The following is a 25,517-nucleotide window of genomic DNA, read 5'->3' as shown; positions in this document are numbered from 1 at the left end:
CGTCAGTTCGGTGAAGTAATCTTAAAACCTGAATGATCTTTTATTTCTTTTTAATCAGTCTTCAAGTCTGCATATCATATTATCCTTTTCCTTCAACATTCTTTCATAAAGGGCAATTTTATCTTCATAAAGTTGAATGATTTTATCAGTAGGATTGTAATTATTAACAATTACGCCTGTCGCATTATCATGAAAAATTACTTGTAATAATATTGATAGCTTGCTCTTCATCGAAATTCCGGAGTGCTTCCCACAGGAATTTTTAATACTTCAGAGATTTTTTGACGCAAAGGATCTTCAATAGTTTCTTTTTGTTCAAGTAATGAGATTTTCTTTTGATTCCCACCTTCACCCAAATCGAAAGTCAAAGCTTCCTGCTTGATTCCTAACATTTATCTGAATCTTTTTACGTTTCTTCCTGATGTATTTTCTGTTTCATTTGTGGTTTTTAAGTTTAATTGATGGTTCGAATAGTAAAGATAAAAATATATAGAAGCGTAGATTTACTTTCTGTATTCATACTGGAATTTTGTTATAAAATGTTAGCTAAATATATTCCTGTGTATGAGCAAGCCTAACTAAAAAACCTCCCAAAATTTTGAGAGGCTCTTTGCGTTATATTTATTTTGTTATCTTCTCTTATAGCTGTAAGCCACCAAAATGGCTACTCCCATTATAAGAACGGTTATCATTGAAATCGTTTCAATTGAAATTCCACTTTTCATCTCTGTGTTTTCTTTTTCACATGAAAAAAAGAATAATACTGTCATTATCAGACAGCCCGATAGTAATTTTTTATTCATAAATGCATTTGTTTGGTTGTTAATGATTTATGATCAAAAAGTATACCGGTTTTGTAGACTAAGATAAAGATGAATAGTGTCGTTATTTATTCTTCAACCAGTTTTCTGCAGACTTTACCCATGATCATCTGGTATTGAAAATAACCTGTAATGGTAATGAGAATAAAGAAGAGGAAAGGTACTGCCAGTTCTATAACGGGATGGTGAACAAGTTTATACAGGATTAAAAAAAGGACAGATGAGTAGATCAGATTAAATAAAACCGGATAAATAGCTTCAATTTTATATGTGAGAACTTTTGTATTTTCATCATAAATAAAATATTCTTTACCTGGTGAGAATACCAGTGGAGATCTGTTTGAAAAATCAAGTTTTATCAGACTGTCTTTCCCTGTTATTCTGTTCCCTTCGATATTGATGTATTTCATTTCTCTCTCCATGAATGAGGCATAAACAGCATCTGTAACGTTTTTTAGAGTTTTATCGTTATTTATTTCCCTTTTAAAAGTATACGTAAATACAAACATATGATCATTATTCTTTGTTCTCTTTTCCTTCGTTCCAGTAATAGCTGTCAGGATATATTCTCGTCCCGAAAACTGCTGTTCCCACCCGTACGATAGTTGCTCCTTCTTCAATAGCTGTTTCCAGATCTCCGCTCATTCCCATAGAAAGTTCCTTCATTTCTACATGTTGAATGTTTTCATGCATAATTTCCTGTTGCAGATTCTTCAGGATTTTAAAACAGGCTCTTACTTTTTCTGTTTCAGCACTGAACAGACCGATAGTCATCAGTCCTTTTATCTTTATTGTAGAAAGAGCTGAAATTTTTTTGATAAGTTCTATGGTTTGCGCCGGATCTGTTCCGAATTTACTTTCTTCATCGGAGGTATTTACCTGAATCAGTACTTCGATTGTCTTATTTTCAGCTAAAAGCCTCTGATGAAGTTTTTCTGCCAGATCCCAACGGTCCAGAGACTGGATACAGGTGACATCGTATCTGAGGATATCTTTGATTTTGTTGGTCTGAAGATGCCCGATAAAATGATTTTCATGAGGGATTTGTTGTAAATCCTCATATTTCTCCTTTAGTTCCTGTACTTTATTTTCTCCGATCAGGATCTGGCCATTTTCCAGTGCCATTTTGATTCGCTCTGCGGAAACGGTTTTAGTGGCCAGTAGTAATCTGACTTCATCAGTGTTTCTGCCTGCTTTAATACAGGACTTTTTTATTCTGTCATTAATGAGGGCTAGGTTGTGGAGAATATCTTCTTTCATGACCGGGAGATTTCTTTAGCTTCCAATTTTCTTATCAATGCTGCTTTTACAGAAGTAAGCGCATGGTCTTTTGCTTCTGCAAAGGAAATGGCGTATCTCCTTTCAATAGTGTTCAGATCGTCAGGAAATCGGCTCAGCAACTGATCATAGAATGTGTCCAGAAATTCTGAAGAGGGCATTTCATAATTGACCTTTAGCTGGAAACGTCTCAGCAAAGCCGTATCAATGATCTCTGGGTGATTGGTTGCACAAAGAAGCAATGCATTTTCAGGATAGTAATCGATCAGCTGAATCAGAGTATTGACAAGTCTCCGCATTTCTCCCACATCTTTGTCGTCACTGCCTCTGGCTTTCCCAATCTGATCGAGCTCATCCAGAAAAAGAACTGATCTTTCTCTTGCCGCTTTGTCGAAGATCATCTTAATATTTTGTGAGGTTTCTCCAATACGTGATGATACAATATTACTCAGGTTTAAAATGATAATATTTTTACCCAGTGCATGAGCAATAGCTTTTGCGGTCATTGTTTTTCCGCACCCTGAGCTTCCCTGAAGAAGAATCTTATTATTTACCGGAAGACCATATTCCTGAAGTTCTTTTACATAAGCGTGTTCTTTGATCAGCTGGATAAGCAGGTTTCTATTGGTCGCGTTAAGGAATACATCATTGATGTGTATTTGTTCTTTGTCCTGAATAATAAGGTTGTATAGATTCATGAGAATACAATTTCTTAAAGGTACAAAGATAAGGCTTTACAAGGTGAAGAAGACCTGCCTGAATGAGAATAAACAGATAGGCCAGTAAATAAGAATATGGGAATAACAAAGAAAATCCGGACAAATGACCGGATTTTCTTTTGGATATTAAAATTTGTTATGAAACTAAGATCTTTTTGCTATGTTTTTAGGACCCTTTTACCCCAATGAGTAAAAGAGCGGATCTGATTTTCAGGATCAGATTAAAAACATAAAACAATATAATTAGTATAGATTCTCTATAGGCTTATTGTATTTAGAATTAGTTTCTTTCTCTTCTTACTGTCATGAAATATGATGCGAACACTACTACACAAGTTGCGATACCGATATAAGTTACCATTTTGTATTATTTTTAATTATTTGACTTTTTTTTATCAATCTTTCAATTGCAATATTACAACTTTCAAATCACGTGCCAAAGTAAAGCATTATGATGTATATCAGTGTATTAGGTGTGTGTGAGTTCATTTATTGGTGAATTTAAGTTTACATTAAATTAATATATTATTATAAATTTATTAATGTATTTTTTATTTTTAATGTAAAATTATGTGAAAGTGTTAATCGTTTAAAGACTTCTATATTGGACTTGATAAAACAAATAATAAATAATGCGTTGCATAATATTGTTGCCCACTCTTATTTTTGACAAGGAAAGTTCGGCGTAAAAGATATTTTTATGTTAAGAAAATTTATTTTTTGATGATGTTTTTACCTGCTGAATTTTTGTCAGTTGTCATAAAGTATGACAGTTTGTTATGCCAAATCTGAAGAAAAATCACACGTATATGTTGATTTTCTGTTTGTAATATTCATTTTAAAGAGAAATAATAGGGTGTTTAAATTGCTTATTTTTAGCATGTTATTTGTGATTGATTTTCTTTGTTGTAAATTTTAATAACATGTTTTGTTTTTTAAAAAGAAATAAAATGAATGGATATTAATTCCCTTTTAAGAGATGTTTTTGTAGTGAAATGAGAGATATTTGATCTGTTGTTAAATAAATCATTGATTCGGGAAATGTAAAATACCAGAACTGTTTTTACTACTTTTGTATAAAGAATAAACAATGGGGCGCAGTTATATTTTTCTTGCTTTGGCTATTATATTTGAAATCATAGCCACCACTTTTCTGAAAAAATCAGAAGAATTTTCAAAACTATGGCCTTCAGTGATAACGGTAATAGGATATGCCTGTGCCTTTTACTGTCTGAGTCTGAGTCTTCGTCAGATTCCGGTGGGAATTACTTATGCCATATGGTCGGGAGTAGGTATTGTTTTTATTACAATAATCGGTGTGATTGCTTTTAAACAGATACCGGATTTACCGGCTATTATAGGAATTGCTCTGATTGTGATCGGGGTCATTATTATCAATGTATTCTCAAAAATGGGCACTCATTAATCAGATTATTTTCTCCTTGGTTTTTCAAAAGGATTATAGGAAAGCCCGATATTGAAATAAAATGAGGGCTGATACTTTGCTTCCCAGATATAATTTTTGAAAGTTTCTTCTTTATTAAAGACTCTGGTATTAAACGGGGTCCGGATTCCGGCTTTCACCGTTCCTATAAAATTTCCGCCAAGATGATGCTCATAGATCGCTCCGGAATTGAGATCTGCCTGCCGGAATTCATACGTGTGGTTATAGGTATAAATATAAAATGAGGTATTATCCATTTCTGTTCCTAATGATACCCTGCCGTTGGCAAAAACATCTTTTCTGATCAGTAATTTTTTCGGAAGAAGAACATCAAGCACCCATCCGTTATTGAATTTATTTTCATAGGTAAAAATAGGGAGAATCGGAATCTGTGTACTCGGATCAATAATTCCTGCCAGTCCCAAAGTCATTTTTGTTTTCGGACTTGCTTTTATAATCAGAGAAGCTGTTATCATTCCTCTCACCCGTTCAAAATGCTGATCGCTGCCGTCTGCAGAAAAACTGGCGGAATAAATGGCTGTTTTGCGGAATAATTTTGAAAAATATGTCAGATTAACAGCTTCAGAATGATAATGATAATCTCCGTGACGGCTTCCCTCAATAACTTCGGGATGCTCCATCTGTAATGAAATGTAACGGTAGTTAAGTGCCGTGCTCAGAAGCCAGCTTTTATTTTTGATAAAATAAATATTGGCCGTAGCTCTCATCTGCTGAAGACTTTTAACTTTATTATCTGGTAACTGATGACTCTGCAGGTAGGATGTAGATTGATACGGACTAAAAAAGGTATAATCTATATTAAAGTTTCTGGCCTGTGGGGATTTATCAGCAAAAAATGCACGTACTTTAAAAGGAATACTGTCCTTTTTCTGGGCATATACCGTATTTTTAAAAGGAAGTATGGCCAACGGAACCAGCACTTTTCTCAGTGTTTTCATGGTTATTATTTTTATTTTAAGGAATGAATTACAGACTGAAAAAAATTGAATAAAAATATTCTGTCAAAGAAAATATCCAGACTATTCTCTATAATACAGTCTGTGTGGCAGGTTGTTTCTTTGGTGAATCCTTCTTCTACGAAAACAAACCAGAGCGCTGCAAGACTATGTTTCTTTTTAAATTCTTCAGAAGCATTACAATCCGGTAAAGCAGAATGTTTCAGGTCGTAAAATAAAATACCGACACGAGTATTGTTCTGTTTTACAATATTAATAGAATGATGAATGTAGCTGAGAATTTCAAGCCTCTGATTAAAACACTCGATAAAATGATGAAGATCGATAAGTTGTATTACTTTTTCTTCCTGTTGGGATTCTGTCATAAAAAAACATTCTGAGATTATTTCCTGAGTCAATTCATTAAAAGTGGCTAATTCCATACGCATTGATTAAACAGGACAAAGGAAGTCAGAATAGAATGGCAAAAATTTGTTTTTATACAAAACGGCCATTATTTTATACGAAATCCGGAGAGCCGGATTGGTAGAACAAAATGAAGGTTTTGTATAATATTATAGGTATACATAATGGTATTGCCTATTTTTGTAATTGGTATAATTATCCGGATTATGACGAAATACAGCCCCTGGAAATTTAAAGAAAGCCTTGTAATCGATTTTCTGACAGAGAGTCGGTATAGATTATACAGGCATCTGTTATTTCTCATTTTCTTTTTCTTTCTTTTATACAGTGCGAGATTCTGGCATTGGTATCCTGGAGTTTATCAGTACTATGTTTTGATATTTGTATACGTCATGCTGATTGCCATGGTATATATCAATATCTATGTTTTGGTTCCCCGGTTTTTCTTTGAAACAAAATACATCAGTTATCTGATTCTGCTTGTGCTAATGGGAGTGATGGGGCTTAATTTTATAGGATATGGTTTAAGATCTTTTTTTGGAGATTTCAGAATAAGCAGCATGCCAAGAGATAATGAAAAAGGTGGAATTTATGAAGGTGTATTAATGTGTATTCCCATTATTCTGACCACAACCACCGTAAAGCTCCTCCAGAAATGGATCAGCGATAATAAAAGGATCAATGAATTGAGTAATCTTACTCTTACAATGGAACTGAATGAGCTTAGAAACCAGATCAATCCACATTTTTTGTTCAATATGCTGAACAATGTTAAGGCACTTATCAGAACAGATCCTGAGAAAGCTTCTGTCGTGATTGTAAAATTTTCAGAATTCCTAAGATATCAGCTTTATGAAAGCAGTGAAGAGAAAACCTTATTGACTTCAGAAATTGATTTTCTTTCCAATTTTTTAAACCTTGAAAAAATAAGACGGGAAAATTTTTCATTTGATATTCATACGGAAGGAGAGAAGCGTGCCATAAACACCTGCTTTATTCCTCCGAATTTATTTACAACTTTTGTAGAGAATGCTGTTAAACATAGTGTGGATATGAACGGAGAAGCATCCGGTATCACTCTATATATAGGTATTGAAAATAAGGAACTTCATTTTAAATGTGTCAATTCTAAAAGCCATAATTATTCCAATCCGGATAAAAAAAGCAGCGGGCTCGGACTGGCAAATATTACAAGAAGACTGGAGCTGCTCTATAGCGATACATTTGATTTGCAGATCGATTCCGGAGTTGAAAAATATACTGTAAATTTAAAAATTCCCGTATCATGAATTGTATTATAGTAGATGATGAGCCTTTGGCAAGAGCTGAAATGAGATCGCTCATCAGCGAAACTTCAGCAATGGAGATTCTCGGTGAATTTTCCAATGCTCCTTCTGCGTTGGATTTTCTTAAAGACAATGAAGTGGAGCTTATCTTTCTTGATATTGAAATGCCGATGGTTACAGGGCTGGAGTTTGCCGAAATGCTTCCTGAAAAAACGCTCATTATTTTTACAACTGCTTATTCCCAGTATGCATTGAAAAGTTATGAACTGGAAGCCGTTGATTATTTATTAAAACCCATTGATCCCGAAAGGCTTAAAAAAGCCGTTGAAAAGGCTATTCTCTATACAGAACTTTTATCCAAAGAAACTATTAAAAATACTGTAGAGTCAAATACTGCAGATTTTTTATTCATTAAAGCAGACCGCCGGTTTTATAAAATCAGTTTTTCGGATATTAAATTTATAGAAGGGCTGAAAGATTATGTCGTAATTCATACCCGTCAGCAAAAACTGATTACAGCGATGAATCTGAAAACCATTCATCAGAAAATTACAGGAAATGCCTTTATCCGTGTCAGTAAATCCTATGTTGTGAATGTGGATTATATTGATTCATTTGATAATCATAACATTTACATAGAAACAGCAGAGATTCCGATCGGGGAAGTCTACAGAGCTGAGTTTTTTGATAAATATGCGGGTGGCTTTTTAAACTCAGACTGATCAGATAGCGATTAGTAACGCTTTTGATCTGTTTCACAAAAGAAGCTTCGTCTTTTACCGACACCGGTTTGTTTTTGTATGAGTTTCTGACCACATACCGGACATGTTTTTCTGGTATGAACGAGCCAGTGCTTTTTCAGTGTAAATTCTCTTTTCCATTCAAGGAAATCGAAACTGTAATTTCGGGCTTCTGTAATGAGTGCGGTTAATTTTTTATCAGGAAGATGTCCTATGATACTTTCAGGTTGTACCCCGATTCTGAAAAGAACTTCATTTTTAATGATATTACCGACTCCTGAGAAAATATTCTGGTCCATCAGGGCATCACAAACCATCATCTCAGGATGTGATTTCAGTTTCTTTTTCGCTTTTTCCGGGTTCCAGAGATCACTCATCACATCCGCTTCCCAGTCAATTGACGAGAGAAAATCAATATCGACAGGTTTTACAGAGCAGGTATAAAAGTATAAGCTTCCCGTCTGAAACATGAGGGCAAGACGCAGGCTCCTGTCAGGTTTTGTTTGTTCATCAATACTATATGAACCAAACATAAGAAGGTGAATACGGATCGCTGCTTTTTCAAATATCAGATAGGTTTGTTTTCCAAATGTACGAACCTCGAGGAGTTTCTGACCTACAAAAGGCTCTTTGTCAAACCCCGCATTTCCCGAAACTTCCGTTACGAAATGACCGGTGAACTGCTGAAGGTTTTCCTTCATTAAAATTATAGACGGACCTTCAGGCATAGGACTGTTTTTGAGTGAAAGTCCAAATATTATTCCGTAAAATATTGATGCACAGTAAAAAGACCGGAATGTTCCAGCCTGTATATCGAATGTAAATCTATCGTTTTCTCCCTGTAAACCGGATGACAGAGCCGGTCCCATTATGAAATAATCCCTCCTCAAGTTCTACTTCAGTTTCTGAAAGTTCCAGAATTTCATAATCTGGGAAATCGGACCTTATTTCGTCAACAGAAAAGAGGGATCCAATATCTCTCGGGCCTCCCACATTTTCATTTCTTGCTATATATTGAAGGTGATTTTTACTGAAAGCTTCAAAAATAATTAAGCCGCCTTTACGAAGATACTGACTCAGCATGGTATGGATAGAAGACTTTATTTCTGCCGGAAAATGAGCATAAATAAGAGCAATAACATCAAATTCCTCTTTTTGATATGTTAACACGGATAATTCTCCTACCTGATAATCAATACAGACCTGATTTTGAGCAGCAAGCTGTAATGCTTTCTTCTGTCCTTCCGTACTGATGTCAAATGCAGAGGCTTTCCAGCCCTGAATAGCGGCATACACAGAGTTCCGGCCTTCACCGTCAGCCGGGAAGAGGATAGAACCGGGAGGTAACGGCAGCAGTTGTTGCTGTAAATAATTATTGGGTTGTATTCCATATGCAAAGTCTTCATTACGGTATCTTTCATCCCATTTTTCAAGCCATGTTTTGTCTTCCATCAGTAATTTTTTTTAAGTCAATAATAAAAAAACATATTTATTTTAAGTTATCCCAAATGTAAAGTCTTTTCCGCAGTTTTAGTGTTGGAAAAAATAGTGATGCTCATAGATTTTTTGTATAATATCCCCGGAAATAAAAATGTGTTATTTTACCTGTTCCACGAGCTCCAGTCTTTTAACAATAGTCTCGCGCATCAATAATGTTCCGGGTGATAGAACTGCATTGGCTCCGATTTTGGAATCATCACCAACTAAGGCTCCGAATTTCTGAGTTCCTGTTTTAATGATTTTAGTATGAAAAAGAACGGCTATTTCTTTATTTTTTCTTTCATTATAATGATTGGCACAGATAGAGCCAGCCTCAAAATTTACCCTGTTGCCTATAATACTGTTTCCGATATAATTAAAATGAGCAATGGCTGTTTCACTGCCGATGATACTTTGTTTGATCTCACTTCCGGGGCCGATCTTTACCCGTTCTCCAATATAAGAAGGACCTCTCAGGTAAGCATTAGCTCCGATGAAAGTATCAGGACCAATGATTAGACTCCCTTTTAATGTTACATTTTTCTCTATAATTGCGGTTTTATGAACAGCACAGGAACCTGTTATAATATAATCATCAGACAGACTTTTCAACAGATTCTCCAATATATTCTCCAGGTTATTGATTACTTCCCAGGGATATGTATTTGAAGCAAAAGTAGGCAATGGAAAAGACGTAATAAAATGGCTAATGTTGATCATTGTAAAAAAATAGATAAAGATTCTGTATATCCCAAATTTATATAAAAAGCATTTCCAATAAAAATCTAAATGCTATTCCGTACAATTAAAATTTGGAGTAATTTTGAAAAATGATGAATTTAAACCAGATTTTTACCAATCAACGTACAGGAAACAATCCACAGACTAAGGCTTCAAGAACTGATTTCCAGAGAGATTTTGACAGGATTATCTTCTCTTCCGCATTCAGAAGACTTCAAAATAAAACTCAGGTTTTTCCTCTCCCCGGAAGTGTTTTTGTACACAACAGACTGACACATTCATTGGAAGTGTCATCAGTAGGTAGAAGTTTAGGAAGTATAATCGGCGAATTTATTGCTGAAGATTTTAAAAATGAACTGTCTGAAGATTCTAAGAACTTTTATCTGCATAATTTAGGAAATGTAATTGCTGCAGCCTGTTTGTGCCATGATGTGGGAAACCCCGCATTCGGACATTCCGGAGAAGATGCTATTGCGAGTTATTTTGAAAGAAATGAAAAAGATCTGAAATCCAAATTCAATGAAAAAGAATGGGCAGATCTGGTGAACTTTGAAGGAAATGCCAACGCAATCAGAGTATTGGCCCAACAGCAGCAGGGAAAAGATGCAGGAGGGATTCAACTGACTTTTTCCACACTGGCAAGTATTGCCAAATATCCATGTGAAGCTATTGCTAAGAAAAAAGGAATTATTCACAGAAAGAAATTCGGATTTTTTCAGAATGAGAAAAATATATTCCTTGAAATTGCCAAAGGAACACAGCTTATTTCCGAATCAGAAGAACCTCATATTTTCAAAAGACACCCGTTTGTATGGCTGGTAGAAGCAGCCGATGATATCTGTTATAATATTATTGATATGGAAGATGCTCACAGGCTGGGAATTGTTTCTACGGCAGATTGTGAAAATCTGTTTTTAGAACTGGTAAAATCTGAAAGTGATGATGTACGCAGAGTTACCGATAAGCTGGCTTCCATTTCTAATGAAAACGAAAAGATCTCTTATCTGCGGGCAAAAGCCATTAATGCCCTTATCAATAAGTCACTTGAAAGCTATAAAAAGAATTTTGAAACGGTACTTCAGGGAAATCTGGATAAGGCGCTTCTTGATATTTATAAATCTGAAAACAGAGCATTACACGATATTGAAGCATTCTCCATAGAAAAAATCTACAACCATAAGGCCGTAGTGGAAATTGAAAATGCAGGATATAACGTTATGTATGAATTACTGGATCATTTTATACCTTCTATCCTAAAGTCAGAAGATGAAAGAAAGTCTTACGATAAAAAAGCATTGAAATTATTACCCAAACAATTTGTATATGATCAGGGAACAGAATATCAGAAAGTTCTCGGAATTATTGATTTTGTTTCAGGAATGACAGACAATTATGCGACCGATCTTTACAGAAAGATTAAAGGTATTGATATCGGAATGACTGTTTAATTTGAAAAATAAGTGGTATATTTATGAAAACTGAAAAATAAATTGTCATGGCTTTTAACAAAACATGAAATAGTACGACTTATTATTAAAAAATTAAACTATGGGAATTTTTCTGGCACCCGTTATTTTCTTCGGGCTTATTATTTTATTTGCTTCGTTTTTTGTTGTTAAGCAGGAGACCGCTGCAATTATTGAACGTTTTGGAAAATTCAAAGCGGTAAAACATTCAGGACTTCATCTGAAACTGCCGGTTGTAGATCAGGTAGCTAAGAGACTGAATCTTAGGATTCAGCAGTTAGACGTAATGATTGATACCAAAACATTGGATAATGTTTTCATCAAAATGAAAATATCCGTTCAGTATCAGGTAATCAGAAGCCAGGTGGAAGATGCTTATTATCGACTTGAAAATCCGGAGAATCAGATTACCTCTTTTGTTTTTGACGTAGTACGTGCTGAAGTACCAAAACTGAAGCTGGATGATGTTTTTGTAAGAAAAGATGATGTAGCGATTGCCGTAAAAGGTGAGCTTCAGGAAGCGATGAACAGCTATGGGTATGATATTATTAAGGCATTGGTTACGGATATCGATCCGGATGAACAGGTAAAGCATGCGATGAACCGGATCAATGCTGCAGAAAGAGAAAAAACAGCAGCAGAATACGAATCAGAAGCTCAGCGAATCAGAATTGTAGCAGTAGCAAAAGCTGAGGCAGAATCCAAAAAGCTGCAGGGACAGGGGATTGCTGATCAGAGAAGAGAAATTGCAAAAGGTCTTGAAGAATCGGTAAGAATGCTGAATAATGTGGATATCAACTCACATGAAGCATCAGCACTGATTGTGGTGACTCAGCATTATGATACTCTGCATTCTGTAGGGGCAAGTAATAGAAGTAATCTCGTTCTTCTTCCCAATTCACCTACCGCAGCAAGCAATATGCTGAATGATCTGGTAGTAGCAATGACAACAGCTAATACTGTCGGAGAAGCCAATAAAGGGAAATATCCGGAACCACCTCAAAAAGAAACCGGATTTTAAGAACCCGGATGAAAAATATTTTTACGGAATACAATAAAAAAGCTCTCAGATTCTATTCTGAGAGCTTTTTTATTATTATTTCTTTGTTTTGGAAACCTGCTTGATTAACGTATATTTAATAGAAGAGGCATCAGCCGGAGGATTAGCAATTTTTTCAGTTTTCACTTTTAAAACGTACTCATATCCCGGTTCGTAAACAAATCCTTCGATATTTGTGTAGAAATTAGTCCAGTTTTCAGAAGCATTTTCTTTCACCTGCAGGCATTTCATACGTCCTGCTCCTGCTGAACAGTCTACTGTTTCAGCACCTACAATAAGTGTTTTTTCATCTGCTGCTGCTTCCTTTTTTGTTTTAGAAACCTGTTTTACCAATGTGTATTTTATAGAAGATCCATCAGCTGGCGGATTGGCAATTTTTTCAGTTTTTACTTTTAAAACATATTCATACCCCGGCTCATAAGTAAACCCATCGATATTTGTGTAGAAATTAGTCCAGCTTTCAGAAGATTTTTCTTTTACCTGCAGACATTTCATAGGAGCTACTCCTGTACAATCTGCTGTCTGAGGGCCTACGATGAATGTTTTTTCATCGGAAGCAGTGGCTCCTGCAGTGGTTGTACATTGTGTCATCGTAAATAACGCTAGCGCGGGAACTGTCCCCTTTAGAATTGTTGCTATAATTTTCATAAACTTGATTTTAGGGCTTACCTGGCAATTACCATGCCGAAATTTTTCCGTTAATTGTCGCAGTTCTTCTATTGTTTTTCTTTTTTTAATGATTTATTTTGGTGCTTTTAATTATTTATAGCCAAAAAAACATTGTAAAATATACATATGGAAAATCAAATTCAAGTTGAAAATTACAAGATTCAAAAGCCGGAATTATGGGCGGGAAATATTGGAGACCAGGAAATTATAGACAGAATCAAGGACTCTGAATTTGCCGGAAAACAAATTGACGCAGGTAAAGATTATTGTTACTTTGTAGATAAGAAATACTATACGAGTAACAAAGAAAACAATGAGTATGTATGCATGGCTTATACGCTTAATGAACCGGGAAATCTGGAACGGGCTTCCGTTTCTGATATTATTGTAGAAGAAAATGAAGTTTACCAGATTCATAGAATCAGTGTAGTAAGAGACGGAGTGCTGATCGATAAAATTCCGGACACAAAAATTAAAGTGCTGGATAATGAAAACCATAGCAGCGGAGGTGTACTGAGTAGCAATAAAAAGATCAATATAACGATCAAAGATCTTAGGTTATATGATGTTTTAATACTGGAAGACTCCAGAATTAAGGAATTTACCGATCGTGATTTCCTTCGAAAGGAATTTTCAAAATATGTCTGGGTAAGCCCTGATAACTACTGGGCGTACGGCAGTTTTAAATTTACTTTTATCAATGAACGTGAGCAGACAATAGCCTATAAAAAAACTTTTTTCAGAAACGAAAGGGGTGAAGTTCTGGAGCCTGAAATCGGCTATCTTAAAAAAGGAGAAAGGTTTGTGATTGAAGAGAAGAACTACATCAATCCTGTAGATTCAGGGCGTGAAATTTTCCCATATATTGATTTTGCAACGGAAAATAACTGGAAGAACCTTTCCAATTATATTTTTCCTCTCTATGAAGAGGTTTTCAATAAATCGGCTTTAAAAGATTTTGCGCCCAGTCTTATAGAAAAATTAGATGCTATTGATGATCTGGATGAGCAGCTCCAGTTTGCTATAGAATATGTTCAAAACCATATCTATTATACCTTCAATGCTGATGAAATGAATGGGCACCGACCTCAGGAGCCTGCTTTAACTTATGAAAACAAGCAGGGAGACTGCAAAGCAAAATCCGTTTTACTCAAAATGATTCTCGATTATATCGGAGTAGATGCATCGGTGGTATTGGTGAATTTTAATACGGATTATTATATCAAGTACTATTTACCGTCACTGTTAAGTTTTAATCATGTTGTGGTAAAAATTAATTACAAAGGAGAAGACTATTTTGTAGATGCTACGATCCGTGATGAATTCGGTTTGATTGAAAACAGAGGGTTTATGTATTTTATGCATTATCTGGAGGTAAAAGAAAATCAGGAACTGCAATTAAGAAAGCCTTATCGTCTTCCTTATTACTGTATTGATGAGAAAGTGGATTTTGACGTCATAGGAAATACGGGGAAATTAAACCTGGAGAGTATTTATAAGGGGAATCGTGCCAATGCGATGAGAAGGTATTTTAAAAGTACAAATAAACGCGAAATTATAGACAGCTGGAATAATTTTCTTTTTTACAGTCTTAATTACTCCGGCGACAGAAACGGGACTGATGTCAGAAATATATTCACAGATGCGGCGATAGATATACTCAGTGATGATAAAAAACTGAATGAAATTAAGATCCGGTATACTGCTGTTGTTGAGAATCCTTATTTTGTAGATCCACAGAATAACCGCTTTCTGATGTATTTCGACAGGAACGTGGTAAAGGCTGCTGCAAGAGATTTTATGCATAGAGATTTACCTTTCTGGCATAATTTCGACAGCGAAAAATATGAAATCAATTTGTATACGGATCAGAGAATTGATTCCGAAGAGAAATATACCGTGCAGGAAAGCACAATAAAAAGTACTTATCTTGACTATAAAAGTCGTAAGAAAGTGACTAAGAGCGGAGCAAGTGCTTATATAGAATCCAATCCGCTGATTAATCTTGAAATTCCGCAGGCTGAATTTGAAAAGTTCAGGGAAGATCATCATACGGTAGCAGACAGTAATTTCGGACTGGGAATTGATATTATAGAACCGGGATTAATGAACAGGCTAAAGTTCGGTTTTAAAAAAAGATTTAAATAAAACCCGGCTAAAATGTAAAGTTTAAAGTTTCAGCTGTGGTAGTAAAGCCGCCCCAGCTGAAATTTTTTGTATCTGAATAATTGCATATAAGAATCTCTCATTTTTATGAGAGAACTACAGGTTTTCTGTATTCTGAGGTTGTTTGGTCTGTACGGGTTCTATAAATTTTTGTTTTCCTATCAGGAGCTCAAAAAATAATCTGAAATCTGAAATTAAAGACCAGAGCGGGTATCTGAATGTTGCCGGTTTATTTTTTTCAATAACAGCATGGCTGAACCAGGCAAAGCCATATCCAAAAATGGGAATATACCACAGGAACCTTTCTTTCCCTGAATTAATGACATAGCCTATCACTACAAATACGAGTAGTGTCCCGATGAAATGAAAAATCCGGGTTCCGGTTTTGCTGTGTTCAGTAAGGTAAAACCGGTAAAATTCTTTGTATGTTTTTATTCTTTCAGACATGGCTGTATTAGTTTGTTGTTTCTGTTGGAGTTACAGCAATAATGCTGCCGGTTTTTGGAAGAGGATAAAAAGAGAAAGGGCAAAACAATTTTTTATTGCTTTGCCCTTTCTCTATATAACGTTTTTCGTTTTTAATTATTCTTTAATTCTTTTCCAAGCTTACTGTTTTTGTAGCCATAGCAGAAGTAGATCACCATACCTATCAGGAACCACATCCCAAACCAGAACCAGTTTTCATGGCTCATTCCGGTAAGAAGATACAAACATGAGCTTAAACCCACTAATGGGATCAATGAAAGATTCTTTATGAAAGCCAGTACACATAAAACCAGATTGATCAGAATGAAGAAGAAAATAGAAGCTCTGAATTCTCCTTCCTTCGGATCTTTCCAATCCGTCAGACTGTGGAAAAATTCCGGCTGCCAGTAATAAAAAGCTATCAAGCCGCCGATAAAAACAATCGGGAAAATAATTTTACCATTCACATACGGAAGGTGAAATCTGCCTTTTATTTTCTCTTTGGCCGGTAATAAAAGAACACCTGCACAAACCAGTACAAAAGCGAAGATAGTTCCGATACTCGTAAAGTCAAGGATAAACGTTTTATCTGTAAATAAAATCGGAATTCCAACTACAATACCTGTAACAACTGTTGCAAAAGATGGTGTTTTATATTTTGGGTGGATGGTCAGAAACTTCTGCGGCATCAGTCCGTCACGGCTCATAGCATACCAGATTCTTGGTTGTCCCATCTGGAATACCAATAATACAGTTGTAATCGCTACAATGGCAACAAATGAAACTACCAATTCCATCCAGGCCACATTTGCATTGTTTTTTTCAAATATAAATGAAAGAGGGTCGCCTACACCGTCAAATTTTCTGTAATCTACCATTCCTGTCAGTACCAGTGTAAGTGCAATATAGATTACAGTACAAAGGACAAGAGAGATGATCATTCCTTTTGGCAATGTTTTTTGAGGATCTTTTGTTTCTTCGGAAAGAACACTAAGTGCATCAAATCCTATATAAGCAAAGAATACTCCCGAAACAGCACTCATTACCCCTGTGAAGCCGTTCGGCATGAAAGAAGGACTTCCTGTTGCCGGGCTTATCGGGGTCCAGTTGTCTGTATTGATATAGGCAAATCCAACCAGTATTACTAATAAAATAACACCTAGTTTTAGGATTACCAGTGAATTATTAAAGTTTTTACTTTCCTTTATTCCTACATAACAAAGCCATGTAATTAGCCCGTTGATTACCAATGCCGGAATATCTACAATAAATTTAAGACCTCCTATAAGCGGAGCTGTTTTCCAGGCATTTAGCAATTCTTTATTTTCAGACCCTTTTATAAAGGCTTTCTGAGCTTCAGTATAGCTGCAGGTAAGATAATCCGGGATGTGCATTCCCAGACGTCCTAAAAAGCTGGTGAAATAATCTGACCAGGAGAAGGCAACATAAATATTTCCAAACGAATATTCCATGATAAGAGCCCACCCGATGATCCAGGCAATCAGTTCTCCGAAACTTGCATAAGCATAGGTGTATGCAGAGCCTGCTGTAGGGATTCTGCTGGCAAATTCAGCATAGCATAAAGCCGTAAATCCACAGGCAAAACCACAAATCAAATATAAAAGTATCACACCGGGGCCTCCTCTGAAAACGGCTTCTCCCAAACTGCTGAAACTTCCTGCTCCAATAATCGCCGCAATACCAAAAAATACAATATCCCAAACTCCTAAGACTCTTAAAAGCCCTGTTGAAGTATCTGTATCTGAATAGATTTTTCTTCTAAAAAGTTGACTCATCCAATAATTATATTTGATTTGAAAAAAAGCAAATGTAATGATTTTTTATTTTGATGTTAACAGTTGTTAACGACATTTGGCTAAAATTTCTTTATGGCAAATCTTTACGCTTTATAGACAGGTATTTCCACATAGCTGTCATTATACCATTTTATTTCCAGAGGTTCACCTGCATCCTGTACAGTTTCAGTACTTACATCTTTCCCCGTTCCGTAATTCACCTGCCAATTCTGATTATTATTGACGCCTACTACAAGCAATAATTTACTTCCTTTTTCTAATTTTTTGCTCATCAATATTGAGTTTTGTATTGGAATCTGCTCTTTTTGGCCAGGTACAAGAAGCTGGCGGACGGCATTGTTTTTTGCATAGCTGGCTCTTACCATATGAGTGGATAATAGAAATGACTTCCCATCCGGTTGTATCTGATAAAGAGCCGTACTGGTATCAAAATCTTTTTTATTAATGGAAATATTAAATACTCCGGATAAATTGCCACTGATGATAAGATCCTTGTCTAAAACTTCACTTTCAAAATAAACGGAATTAGTGATGTTTACACTGTCTTTCCTGCTGATGGTGTAATACGTTTCTTTCAGGCTCCTGTCTTTGAAGTCAAGTGTTTGTCTTGTGAACTGCAGTTGTCGGGGCTTATCAAAAACTGAAGACTTGTTTTTTTTATCCTGCAAATAAAATTTTAAGGCAGAAGAATGCATTTTGTCAAGGTCAGAAACATGTTTCCATGTATTGGTGTTCATTACCTGAAAATTAATCCGGTCTTTTAAAAGTTCCGGTTTTTTCCCATTTTTAAGAATATAATCAAACCATGAAAAAGCAAGATCATCAATGCTTATTCTCGCAACAGGATCTATAGGAATACTTCCGTTTGTATATGTATATCCGTAACTTTGTGCACTTGCATGATCATAGGGTCCGATGACTAAATAATGGTCAGCGTTTTTATTATAACGAAGATGTTCTTTGAAGTAATACAGCGCACCTATCTGATCGGCATCATAATAACCTGTAGTGGTCAGTATAGGAATATTTATGTTTGCAAAATCCTCTTTGTAAGGAACCATTTTCTGCCAGTATTGATCATATCCGGGATGATCCAGCCATCTTTGAAAAATCCTGCTCGGATTTCCGCTTATGCTGTCTAAAGTCCTGAACGATTTTCCGCTTTTATACCAGGCGGTATTTACAGAATCCCATTTCGTGAAATTATTGAAATCTGTTTCATCGGTATAGTTATTATTCGTTACGTAACGGATCCACCGCATCATATAACTCATGAATATATTATTCTGGGCAGGGTAATCTATTCCGATTCCTACAGATACCTGAGGTACGATTGTTTTTAATGCCGGATGCAATTTTTTCACAGCAGCCCACTGGCTGAATCCCAGATAACTTCCACCGATCATTCCTACTTTACCATTGCTCCATGGTTGTTGACTAACCCAGTCGATAACTTCATAAAGGTCCTGTGATTCATGTTCAAAAGGATTGTTTTCATCGGTGCTGTTTCTTTTTCCGCGGGTGTTGACAACTGCCCCCACATAATTGTAGATGGCGGCTCTTTTTCCCACAAAATTATCAAATGATCCGGCGTATATATTATTGGTAAGAATAACCGGAAGCCGGGATGTATTGCTCTTTTTTCTGACAATGGTAATGGTAAGCGTACTTCCGCTTTTTAGACTAAGATTCTTTTCTTCTATAATAAATTTTTCCTGTTCTTTGAACTCCAGCAGTCTCATCATTTGAGGTTGAGCGTCGGCGTAAGTTTTGTAATTCGCATAAGTTTTACATAAAGCAAGGGCAGAAACATAATCTATACTGTCTTTATCTTTTTGTCCGGCCAAAGCTTTTTTCAGGGAATTTCTAAACTCAGTGATATCACCGTCAATAGCAGGACCTATTTTTGCGATTAAAGATTCCGGTAAGCTTTCATATTTTGTAGTGAAGGCTACCTGAAGAGCTTTGGAAAAAGACATCCTTTTGTCTTTTTCCATTAGTCTGGCCATACTATAAATTTCATAAGCCAGCGATTTGTTCCCTGCCATATTATGATCGGCATATTCTTTTCGGTAGTCGGATAAGGTAAGAATAGCGTTTTTGTAATCTTTTGCCGCGATTTGCAGATGGTAAAGATTATCTAAAAAGGTAATAGGATATGGTGGTTTATTTTTAGGCAAACGATATTGGGTAATAACCTGTGATGCTAACCGGGGGATTTCTTTGTCCAGTATAAGAGAGTCAGAGGTGGCTGTTTTTGGAAAGTAGAACTTCTGGGCCTGCATCAGATTTACAAAAATTAATGCTAAAAGTATCTTAATTTTCATTTTATGGTATGTTTTTAGCTGCTGTTCAAAAAGTGTCAGATCAAAATGTACTTCTGATCATTGATTATTGAATTGTTTATTTTTTTAGCAGACTAAAGTAATAAATTTTATCATTAAATAGTGAAATAATTTCAGTGTTATTGAATTAATATTTTACAGTATTAAATCTGTTAAAACTTGCTTAAACAATAAGTTTTTAATATTTTCGTTAACTTATTTAGACTAATTTTCTTATATCAAGAAGAATGAAATCAAAAAAAATACTTTTAGCGGCTGCGGTTATTTATTTCGGAATCTCCGATGCTCAACAGTCCCAATATTTTACACAGAAAGAAAATTACAGATTCAATCTAGCTGAAAATCTCTATCAGACAAAAATATACAACGCTTCCCAATATGAATATGCAAGACAATATTTCTATAATCAGAATTTGTCCCGTTCAAAGAAAGAAGCGGCTCAGTTTTTTGATAATGTGATTGGAGTAATTCTTCAGAAAAATCATGCTGAAGACGGATTAACAGCTTTCATGAAAGAGTATCCTAATTCTGCTTATTTTGCTCAGGCTAACCTGCCTTTGGCAGATTATTATCTGGCGAAGAAAGATTTTGACAAAGCATTGGAAACTTTGAAAAAAGTGAATCAATATCAGCTTTCAAAAGAAGAAAATACCCAGTATATTCTGAAACTTGGATATGCGAAATTTATGACAGGAGACTCTAAAGGAGCCATTGATGCTTTGGAAGAGGCTTATAAATCTGCAGACCAATCTCAGAAGGGAGATATCGCTTATATGCTCGGGCATTTATATTACAGCAACAGACAAAATGATAAAGCGTTCCAGTATTTTGATTCTGTAAAGAATCAGGATAAATTCTCAAAGCTTGTACGCCCTTATTATGTGCAGATGTATTATAATGATAAGAATTATGATCAGGCTATTTCGGAAGGAAACGCTCTGTTAAATGAAAATATTTCAGATTCATACAAAGCAGAAGTTCATAAGATTATCGGAGAGAGTTATTTCATGAAGAATGACTATACTTCGGCTTATCCGCATTTAAAAGATTATCTGAGTGTACAGCAGAATCCATCTGAAAACGATTTGTATGAGATGGGGTTTGTGGCTGCTCAGCTGAAAAAATATGATGAAGCGGTTTCTTATTACAACCAACTTCTAAACAGCAATTCGGCACTGGCCCAGAATGCTTATTATCAATTAGGAAATGCTTATCTGGCAGTAGATAAAAAACAGGAAGCTCTTTCGGCCTTCCGTTCTTCTTATCAGATGGATTATGATGCCAAAGTGAAAAAACTGGCACATGAGCAATATGCCAAATTAAGCTATGATATAGGAAACCCGTTTGAAAGCCCTTCAGGGGTTATTCAAAGCTATATCAATGAAAATCAAAATGGAGCCAATGCCTCAGAAATGAGATCTTTACTGGTAAAGTCTTATCTGTATTCCGGTAACTATAAAGAAACTTTGAATGCTATTGACAGACTCCAGAGTTCTTCTCCTGAAATTAATAAAGTAGATCAGGAGGTTTCATACCTTTTGGGAACTGAAGAATTTAATAAAGGAAATTATGATGAAGCTGAAAAGTATTTCCTGAGAAGTCTAGGATTTAATATCAATAAAGAGTTTAACAGCAGAGCTTTATACTGGCTCGCTCAGGTATATTATCAAAAAGGAAATTATCCGTCTGCGATTGTTCGTTATGAAAAACTTCTAAATGAAAATTTCCCTGAAAAACAGCAGTTACCTTACGATTTAGGATATGCCTATTTTAAATCTAAGAAATTTGATCAGGCGGCTACCTATTTCAAACAATATCTGACGAATCCGAAACCTGAATTTAAAAATGATGCGGAACTTCGTCTTGCAGATATTCACTACGCCAATAATGATCTGAACGAGGCTATTGCTATTTACGACAAGAATGAAGATGCCACAGATTATACTTTATATCAGAAAGCGATGGCTTTAGGATTTAAAGGAGATACTCAGGCGAAAATCAATAATTTAAAAAACCTTCTATCGAAATATCCAAACTCTGAATATTACGATGATGCACAATACGAAATTGGGACAGCTTATGCGGCTCAGGATGATTTTGCCAATTCCAATGATTACTTCGGAAAGGTTATTAAAACCTCAGCAGATAAAGATCTGATCGCCAATGCTTCAATTTACAGAGCTCAGAATTATATTGATCAGAATCAGAATGACAAAGCGCTTTCTGAATTGAAATCTTTAGGGGAGCAGTATAAAAATACAGCCTATGCCCAAAAAATTGCTCAGGCTGCCAAACCAGTTTTCACTAAAAACGGTGATGTTTCCGGATATGAAAATTTTGCAAAAAACATCGGGGTAAACATTGATGCTTCTGAAATTGACGAAATCAACCTGTCCACAGGAAAACAGTATTTCGCGAAGAAAGACTACAAAAATGCAATTTCTTATTACGAGAAATATCTGACACAAAACCCTACAGGAGAAGGGCTTTATCAGGCTAAATATGAACTGGGAGAAAGCTATTATCAGACTAATAATGCTACAAAAGCTCTTCTGGTATTACAGGAGGTAGCCGGAGTTCAGAATGATTATCAGGATGATGCACAGACCCGTTTAGCACAGATTTTCCTTGCACAGGGGAATACTACTGAAGCTAAGAAATATCTTGAAGGCATTAAAAATTCATCCGATATCAGTATCAAAAACTACGCGAATGTAGAATTGATGAAGGTGTATGCAGAAGAGAAGAACTTCTCAGAAGCTGAAAAATTAGCCAATGCTGTGATTGCCAATTCTAAGAACTCAGCAGCAGTAATTGAAACGGCAAAAGTGATCAAAGCAAGAAGCCTGATGAATTCAGGAAAAGATAAAGATGCACAGTCTGCCTATGTTTCTCTTGAAAAATCATCAAATACTTCGGTTGCTGCGGAAGCATTATACGCCAAAGCTTATTATCAGAATAAAGGAAAAGCATTCAAATCTTCTAACGAGACGATTTTTAAGCTGGCCAATAACTATTCTTCGGAAGAATTCTGGGGAGCAAAAGCATTGGTATTGATGGCTAAAAACTATATCGGGCTTAAAGATAATTATCAGGCAAGTTATACCTGTGATCAGATTATTGCCAACTATAAGGATTTCCCTGAAATTGTTGCCGAAGCAAAAGACGTTAAAAAGCAGATTAAAAAGTAAAGGTACTGTCGTGTTCAGATAAATTGTTCATACATTTTAACTGAAGACATAAATACAAAAAGTAGTAATGAACAGAAAAATTCAATTATTATCCATATTATTTTTAGGGATTTCGCAGTTGGCGTTCTCCCAGATCAAGGAGGAAAAGCTGGTTCTTAATAAAAAAAGAGAGCCGGAAGTGAAGAAGATCGAGAAGAAGAAAACTTCTGTGGAGACGATAAAAAATTATCCGCCGGAAGAGAAATCCCAGAACCCTGTACGATATACGATTACAGATGTTCCTGCGGTTTCTGATTTCAAAACTTCTACCATTCAGGGGGCGGATGTAGCCCCTAAATTTGACGGTACAGCTCAGAATAATTATTTCCAGTTTGGAATGGGTAATTATGGTAAAATCTTAGCAGATGGAAATATTTCCAAAACACTGGAAAATAAGATTGAAGTAGGAGGGGATGTTCATGTATTATCTACGAATGGTCTTAAAAAAGACTATGACTGGAATTCCAAACAGACCTCAGCTAATTTTGCTGCTTTCCTTAATTCTTACGGAGATAAAGGGAAATTCAATATTAATGCAGAGTACGGGCTAAATAATTATAATTATTATGGTATTTATGCCCTGCAGCCAGCTTCAGATGTGGATCTGAAACAAAAAGTCAACCAGTTTAAAGTAAACGGATATTATGACTTTTATTCTAATGAAATCCTCAATGATGTAAGGGTAAAATCATCTTTCCTGAAAGATCATTTCGATGCACAGGAAAATCAGGTTTCCATTTTGGCTAATTTCTCCAAGCATGCTGTAGAGCTTGGAAAATCAGACATTACACTCAATGCTGATCTTGGAGTAGGACTGGAAGCGGTAAAAACTGATTTTGCTATCAGAGATAAAAATTCATCCAATTTCTTCAATACGAATTTAGCACCCAAAGTAACTTTCAGAAAAGGAGATTCTTATCTGATGTTAGGTTCTTCATTCTCATTCCTGAATGCTAAAAACTCAAATGATTTAATGGCTGAAAGAATGAAAAGTAATAAAACCTACTGGTTCCCGCAGGCTGAATTCCAGTTTGCTGCTGCAAAAGAATTTAAATTTTACGGTGGAGTAGACGGAGGTCTTAAACTGAATACCTATAGTGACCTTCTTCAGGCCAATCCGTTTATCGTTTCTGACCAGTATTTAAAGCCAACAGAGACCAAATATCATTTCTATGTAGGTCTTAGGGGAGATATTGATGAAACACTGAAATATGACTTCTCAGCAGGCTATGGAAAAATAAATGATATTATGTTCTTTAAGGCCAATGACCTTTTTGATAATACATATACGCTTAACCGTTCTGCTTATAATTTTGCCAATACATTCTCCGCTGTATATGATGACGGAAATGTAAGCGATATCAAAGGGAGTGTACAGTATTTCCCGTTGGAAAACCTTGTTTTAGACGGAGAATTAAAGTTCACCAAGTATAATCTGAAGAATTATGACCATATTTATAACGTTCCGTTGTTCAATGCGAGCATAGGAGCAAAATATACGATGCTTGATAAAAAGTTGCTTTTAGGGTTCAAGGGAATCTTCGCAAGTGACAGAACAACAAATTCTTATGCGATTGAAGGAGTAGCCAATCCGGCCATGATTTTCCAGTCTACGGAGAATACAAATGATAAAGTTGGTGGTTATGCTGATTTAAATCTTTCCGCAGAGTATAAAATTCACAAAAATTTCAGTATTTTTGCACTCGGAAATAATCTTCTGAGCTCAAAGTATCAGACGTACCAAGGATATAAAGTTCTGGGTGCCCAGATTCTGGGAGGAGTGAAAATTACTTTCTAAACCATCAGGAATCACCCGTGGATGATAAGTAATCCTGAATTTACATATTACTTATCATTCATGACTGATGAATACGGCTGCATAGTTTAATGGATAGAACTTCGGATTTCGGCTCCGACAGTGAGGGTTCGAATCCTTCTGCGGTCACTAATCGCCCCTATTTTAGGGGCTTTTTTTATATATCATACACAGATTTATACACAGTCGGATTATTTTTACTAATTAATATTTCCGATATCCTGATTCTTATAAAAGCAATTCCCTCGAATTCGAGGCATTTAAAAAAGAGGCGGGTTTAAACAGTTTGGGCATTCCACGCCAATCACTACAGAAATCTATGCACAGATACTTGAATTGACAAATTTTCGAGCAGTCAAAGAAAAAGCAAGGGACTTTAAATAGTCCCTTTTTTTATTATGAATGTTTTGATTATCAACAAGTAAATCAACTGAAATATCTTAATCTGTAAGGATTCCCGTAATAGAGATTTATAATATATTCTTATATTTATCACCGGTAAAAGAATTATTTAAATTATAACACTATATGAATAAAAATTTATTATGGCCTATTTTGATAGGTTTTTGCATCCTTTTACATTCCTGCCGGGT

General features: G+C 35.6%; 20 protein-coding genes, 1 tRNA gene and 1 pseudogene. 9 read left to right on the top strand and 13 right to left on the bottom strand.

From position 1 onward, the window contains the following. Nucleotides 1–54 precede the first annotated feature (54 nt). From JO178_RS19420 to JO178_RS19405, 4 genes and pseudogenes are all read right to left on the bottom strand, one after another. Nucleotides 55–392, bottom strand: a pseudogene (locus tag JO178_RS19420) (XRE family transcriptional regulator). Nucleotides 393–889: 497 nt separating this feature from the next. Further along, the gene (locus tag JO178_RS19415) at nt 890–1,330 is read right to left on the bottom strand and encodes a hypothetical protein (RefSeq protein ID WP_291939461.1); all 441 of its coding nucleotides are present in this window, start codon (nt 1,328–1,330) and stop codon (nt 890–892) included. Nucleotides 1,331–1,337: 7 nt separating this feature from the next. Continuing rightward, nucleotides 1,338–2,081 carry a YggS family pyridoxal phosphate-dependent enzyme gene (locus JO178_RS19410; protein WP_291939458.1) on the bottom strand — a complete coding sequence of 248 codons (744 nt, stop codon included), beginning with the start codon at nt 2,079–2,081 and terminating at the stop codon, nt 1,338–1,340. Next, complete coding sequence (locus tag JO178_RS19405; protein WP_291939455.1) at nt 2,078–2,797, bottom strand: ATP-binding protein; 720 nt, start codon at nt 2,795–2,797, stop codon at nt 2,078–2,080. Before JO178_RS19405 ends, JO178_RS19410 begins: the two co-directional genes overlap by 4 nt. Nucleotides 2,798–3,908: 1,111 nt before the next feature. Here JO178_RS19405 and JO178_RS19400 point away from each other — a divergent pair. Further along, nucleotides 3,909–4,244: an SMR family transporter gene (locus JO178_RS19400; protein ID WP_291939452.1), complete on the top strand. Its 336-nt coding sequence runs from the start codon at nt 3,909–3,911 to the stop codon at nt 4,242–4,244. 5 nt (nt 4,245–4,249) lie between these two features. Here JO178_RS19400 and JO178_RS19395 read toward each other — a convergent pair whose 3' ends face one another. Together JO178_RS19395 and JO178_RS19390 are read right to left on the bottom strand one after the other, a co-directional pair. Then, nucleotides 4,250–5,221, bottom strand: a complete 972-nt coding sequence (locus JO178_RS19395; RefSeq protein ID WP_291939449.1) for a DUF6268 family outer membrane beta-barrel protein — start codon at nt 5,219–5,221, stop codon at nt 4,250–4,252. Nucleotides 5,222–5,232: 11 nt separating this feature from the next. Further along, nucleotides 5,233–5,661 (bottom strand): hypothetical protein, encoded by a 429-nt coding sequence (locus JO178_RS19390; RefSeq protein WP_291939445.1) that lies wholly within the window; start codon nt 5,659–5,661, stop codon nt 5,233–5,235. A gap of 189 nt (nt 5,662–5,850) precedes the next feature. On the opposite strand from JO178_RS19390, the gene JO178_RS19385 reads away from it, so the two are divergent. Then, nucleotides 5,851–6,933, top strand: coding sequence for a histidine kinase (locus JO178_RS19385; RefSeq protein ID WP_291939441.1), 1,083 nt, complete (start codon nt 5,851–5,853; stop codon nt 6,931–6,933). Beyond that, nucleotides 6,930–7,652: a LytTR family DNA-binding domain-containing protein gene (locus JO178_RS19380; protein ID WP_291939439.1), complete on the top strand. Its 723-nt coding sequence runs from the start codon at nt 6,930–6,932 to the stop codon at nt 7,650–7,652. The genes JO178_RS19385 and JO178_RS19380 overlap by 4 nt, the downstream gene beginning before the upstream one ends. 11 nt (nt 7,653–7,663) lie before the next feature. Here the strand turns inward: JO178_RS19380 and JO178_RS19375 are convergent, their stop codons facing one another. From JO178_RS19375 to JO178_RS19365, 3 genes are all read right to left on the bottom strand, one after another. Further along, on the bottom strand, nt 7,664–8,398 hold the full coding sequence (locus JO178_RS19375; RefSeq protein WP_365867263.1) for a DNA-formamidopyrimidine glycosylase family protein: 735 nt from the start codon (nt 8,396–8,398) through the stop codon (nt 7,664–7,666). 97 nt (nt 8,399–8,495) lie between these two features. Beyond that, complete coding sequence (locus tag JO178_RS19370) at nt 8,496–9,122, bottom strand: class I SAM-dependent methyltransferase (protein ID WP_291939434.1); 627 nt, start codon at nt 9,120–9,122, stop codon at nt 8,496–8,498. A gap of 144 nt (nt 9,123–9,266) precedes the next feature. Continuing rightward, nucleotides 9,267–9,869 (bottom strand): LpxA family transferase, encoded by a 603-nt coding sequence (locus JO178_RS19365; protein WP_291939432.1) that lies wholly within the window; start codon nt 9,867–9,869, stop codon nt 9,267–9,269. 113 nt (nt 9,870–9,982) lie between these two features. Between JO178_RS19365 and JO178_RS19360 the strand changes: the two genes are divergently transcribed. Together JO178_RS19360 and JO178_RS19355 are read left to right on the top strand one after the other, a co-directional pair. Continuing rightward, nucleotides 9,983–11,338 carry a deoxyguanosinetriphosphate triphosphohydrolase gene (locus JO178_RS19360; RefSeq protein ID WP_291939713.1) on the top strand — a complete coding sequence of 452 codons (1,356 nt, stop codon included), beginning with the start codon at nt 9,983–9,985 and terminating at the stop codon, nt 11,336–11,338. A gap of 100 nt (nt 11,339–11,438) precedes the next feature. Then, a complete protein-coding gene (locus JO178_RS19355) occupies nt 11,439–12,377 on the top strand; it encodes an SPFH domain-containing protein (protein ID WP_291939430.1) in 939 nt (312 codons plus the stop codon). 75 nt (nt 12,378–12,452) lie between these two features. Here JO178_RS19355 and JO178_RS19350 read toward each other — a convergent pair whose 3' ends face one another. Next, on the bottom strand, nt 12,453–13,064 hold the full coding sequence (locus tag JO178_RS19350; protein ID WP_291939426.1) for a DUF4377 domain-containing protein: 612 nt from the start codon (nt 13,062–13,064) through the stop codon (nt 12,453–12,455). A 147-nt stretch (nt 13,065–13,211) separates the two neighbouring features. Here JO178_RS19350 and JO178_RS19345 point away from each other — a divergent pair, with 147 nt between their 5' ends. Next, nucleotides 13,212–15,233 carry a hypothetical protein gene (locus tag JO178_RS19345; RefSeq protein WP_291939423.1) on the top strand — a complete coding sequence of 674 codons (2,022 nt, stop codon included), beginning with the start codon at nt 13,212–13,214 and terminating at the stop codon, nt 15,231–15,233. A gap of 114 nt (nt 15,234–15,347) precedes the next feature. Here JO178_RS19345 and JO178_RS19340 read toward each other — a convergent pair whose 3' ends face one another. The 3 genes from JO178_RS19340 to JO178_RS19330 all read right to left on the bottom strand — a co-directional run bounded on the left by JO178_RS19340 (nt 15,348) and on the right by JO178_RS19330 (nt 19,860). Next, complete coding sequence (locus JO178_RS19340) at nt 15,348–15,698, bottom strand: DUF962 domain-containing protein (RefSeq protein ID WP_291939420.1); 351 nt, start codon at nt 15,696–15,698, stop codon at nt 15,348–15,350. 131 nt (nt 15,699–15,829) lie between these two features. Further along, nucleotides 15,830–17,512 carry an amino acid permease gene (locus JO178_RS19335; protein WP_291939419.1) on the bottom strand — a complete coding sequence of 561 codons (1,683 nt, stop codon included), beginning with the start codon at nt 17,510–17,512 and terminating at the stop codon, nt 15,830–15,832. Between the two features lie 104 nt (nt 17,513–17,616). Next, nucleotides 17,617–19,860 (bottom strand): CocE/NonD family hydrolase, encoded by a 2,244-nt coding sequence (locus JO178_RS19330; RefSeq protein WP_291939415.1) that lies wholly within the window; start codon nt 19,858–19,860, stop codon nt 17,617–17,619. Between the two features lie 245 nt (nt 19,861–20,105). Here JO178_RS19330 and JO178_RS19325 point away from each other — a divergent pair, with 245 nt between their 5' ends. The 3 genes from JO178_RS19325 (at nt 20,106) to JO178_RS19315 (ending at nt 25,053) form a co-directional block, all read left to right on the top strand. Then, nucleotides 20,106–23,069 (top strand): tetratricopeptide repeat protein, encoded by a 2,964-nt coding sequence (locus tag JO178_RS19325; RefSeq protein WP_291939412.1) that lies wholly within the window; start codon nt 20,106–20,108, stop codon nt 23,067–23,069. A gap of 67 nt (nt 23,070–23,136) precedes the next feature. Continuing rightward, nucleotides 23,137–24,906 (top strand): TonB-dependent receptor, encoded by a 1,770-nt coding sequence (locus tag JO178_RS19320; protein WP_291939410.1) that lies wholly within the window; start codon nt 23,137–23,139, stop codon nt 24,904–24,906. 75 nt (nt 24,907–24,981) lie between these two features. Further along, nucleotides 24,982–25,053 (top strand) — tRNA-Arg (locus JO178_RS19315). Nucleotides 25,054–25,517 lie beyond the last annotated feature (464 nt).

The sequence above is a fragment of the Chryseobacterium sp. genome, from assembly GCF_019236175.1.
Classification (GTDB): Bacteria; Bacteroidota; Bacteroidia; order Flavobacteriales; family Weeksellaceae; genus Chryseobacterium.
Note: the sequence above shows the minus strand (reverse complement) of the source record. Positions and strands in the feature narration are given on the sequence as shown.

Coding starts and splice junctions, on each gene's coding strand:
- JO178_RS19355 (WP_291939430.1), top strand. CDS start 11,439: ATGGGAATTTTTCTGGCACCCGTTATTTTCTTCGGGCTTATTATTTTA.
- JO178_RS19385 (WP_291939441.1), top strand. CDS start 5,851: ATGACGAAATACAGCCCCTGGAAATTTAAAGAAAGCCTTGTAATCGAT.
- JO178_RS19330 (WP_291939415.1), bottom strand. CDS start 19,860: ATGAAAATTAAGATACTTTTAGCATTAATTTTTGTAAATCTGATGCAG.
- JO178_RS19400 (WP_291939452.1), top strand. CDS start 3,909: ATGGGGCGCAGTTATATTTTTCTTGCTTTGGCTATTATATTTGAAATC.
- JO178_RS19320 (WP_291939410.1), top strand. CDS start 23,137: ATGAACAGAAAAATTCAATTATTATCCATATTATTTTTAGGGATTTCG.
- JO178_RS19380 (WP_291939439.1), top strand. CDS start 6,930: ATGAATTGTATTATAGTAGATGATGAGCCTTTGGCAAGAGCTGAAATG.
- JO178_RS19325 (WP_291939412.1), top strand. CDS start 20,106: ATGAAATCAAAAAAAATACTTTTAGCGGCTGCGGTTATTTATTTCGGA.
- JO178_RS19345 (WP_291939423.1), top strand. CDS start 13,212: ATGGAAAATCAAATTCAAGTTGAAAATTACAAGATTCAAAAGCCGGAA.
- JO178_RS19335 (WP_291939419.1), bottom strand. CDS start 17,512: ATGAGTCAACTTTTTAGAAGAAAAATCTATTCAGATACAGATACTTCA.
- JO178_RS19370 (WP_291939434.1), bottom strand. CDS start 9,122: ATGGAAGACAAAACATGGCTTGAAAAATGGGATGAAAGATACCGTAAT.
- JO178_RS19390 (WP_291939445.1), bottom strand. CDS start 5,661: ATGGAATTAGCCACTTTTAATGAATTGACTCAGGAAATAATCTCAGAA.
- JO178_RS19375 (WP_365867263.1), bottom strand. CDS start 8,398: ATGCCTGAAGGTCCGTCTATAATTTTAATGAAGGAAAACCTTCAGCAG.
- JO178_RS19350 (WP_291939426.1), bottom strand. CDS start 13,064: ATGAAAATTATAGCAACAATTCTAAAGGGGACAGTTCCCGCGCTAGCG.
- JO178_RS19395 (WP_291939449.1), bottom strand. CDS start 5,221: ATGAAAACACTGAGAAAAGTGCTGGTTCCGTTGGCCATACTTCCTTTT.
- JO178_RS19415 (WP_291939461.1), bottom strand. CDS start 1,330: ATGTTTGTATTTACGTATACTTTTAAAAGGGAAATAAATAACGATAAA.
- JO178_RS19365 (WP_291939432.1), bottom strand. CDS start 9,869: ATGATCAACATTAGCCATTTTATTACGTCTTTTCCATTGCCTACTTTT.
- JO178_RS19340 (WP_291939420.1), bottom strand. CDS start 15,698: ATGTCTGAAAGAATAAAAACATACAAAGAATTTTACCGGTTTTACCTT.
- JO178_RS19410 (WP_291939458.1), bottom strand. CDS start 2,081: ATGAAAGAAGATATTCTCCACAACCTAGCCCTCATTAATGACAGAATA.
- JO178_RS19360 (WP_291939713.1), top strand. CDS start 9,983: ATGAATTTAAACCAGATTTTTACCAATCAACGTACAGGAAACAATCCA.
- JO178_RS19405 (WP_291939455.1), bottom strand. CDS start 2,797: ATGAATCTATACAACCTTATTATTCAGGACAAAGAACAAATACACATC.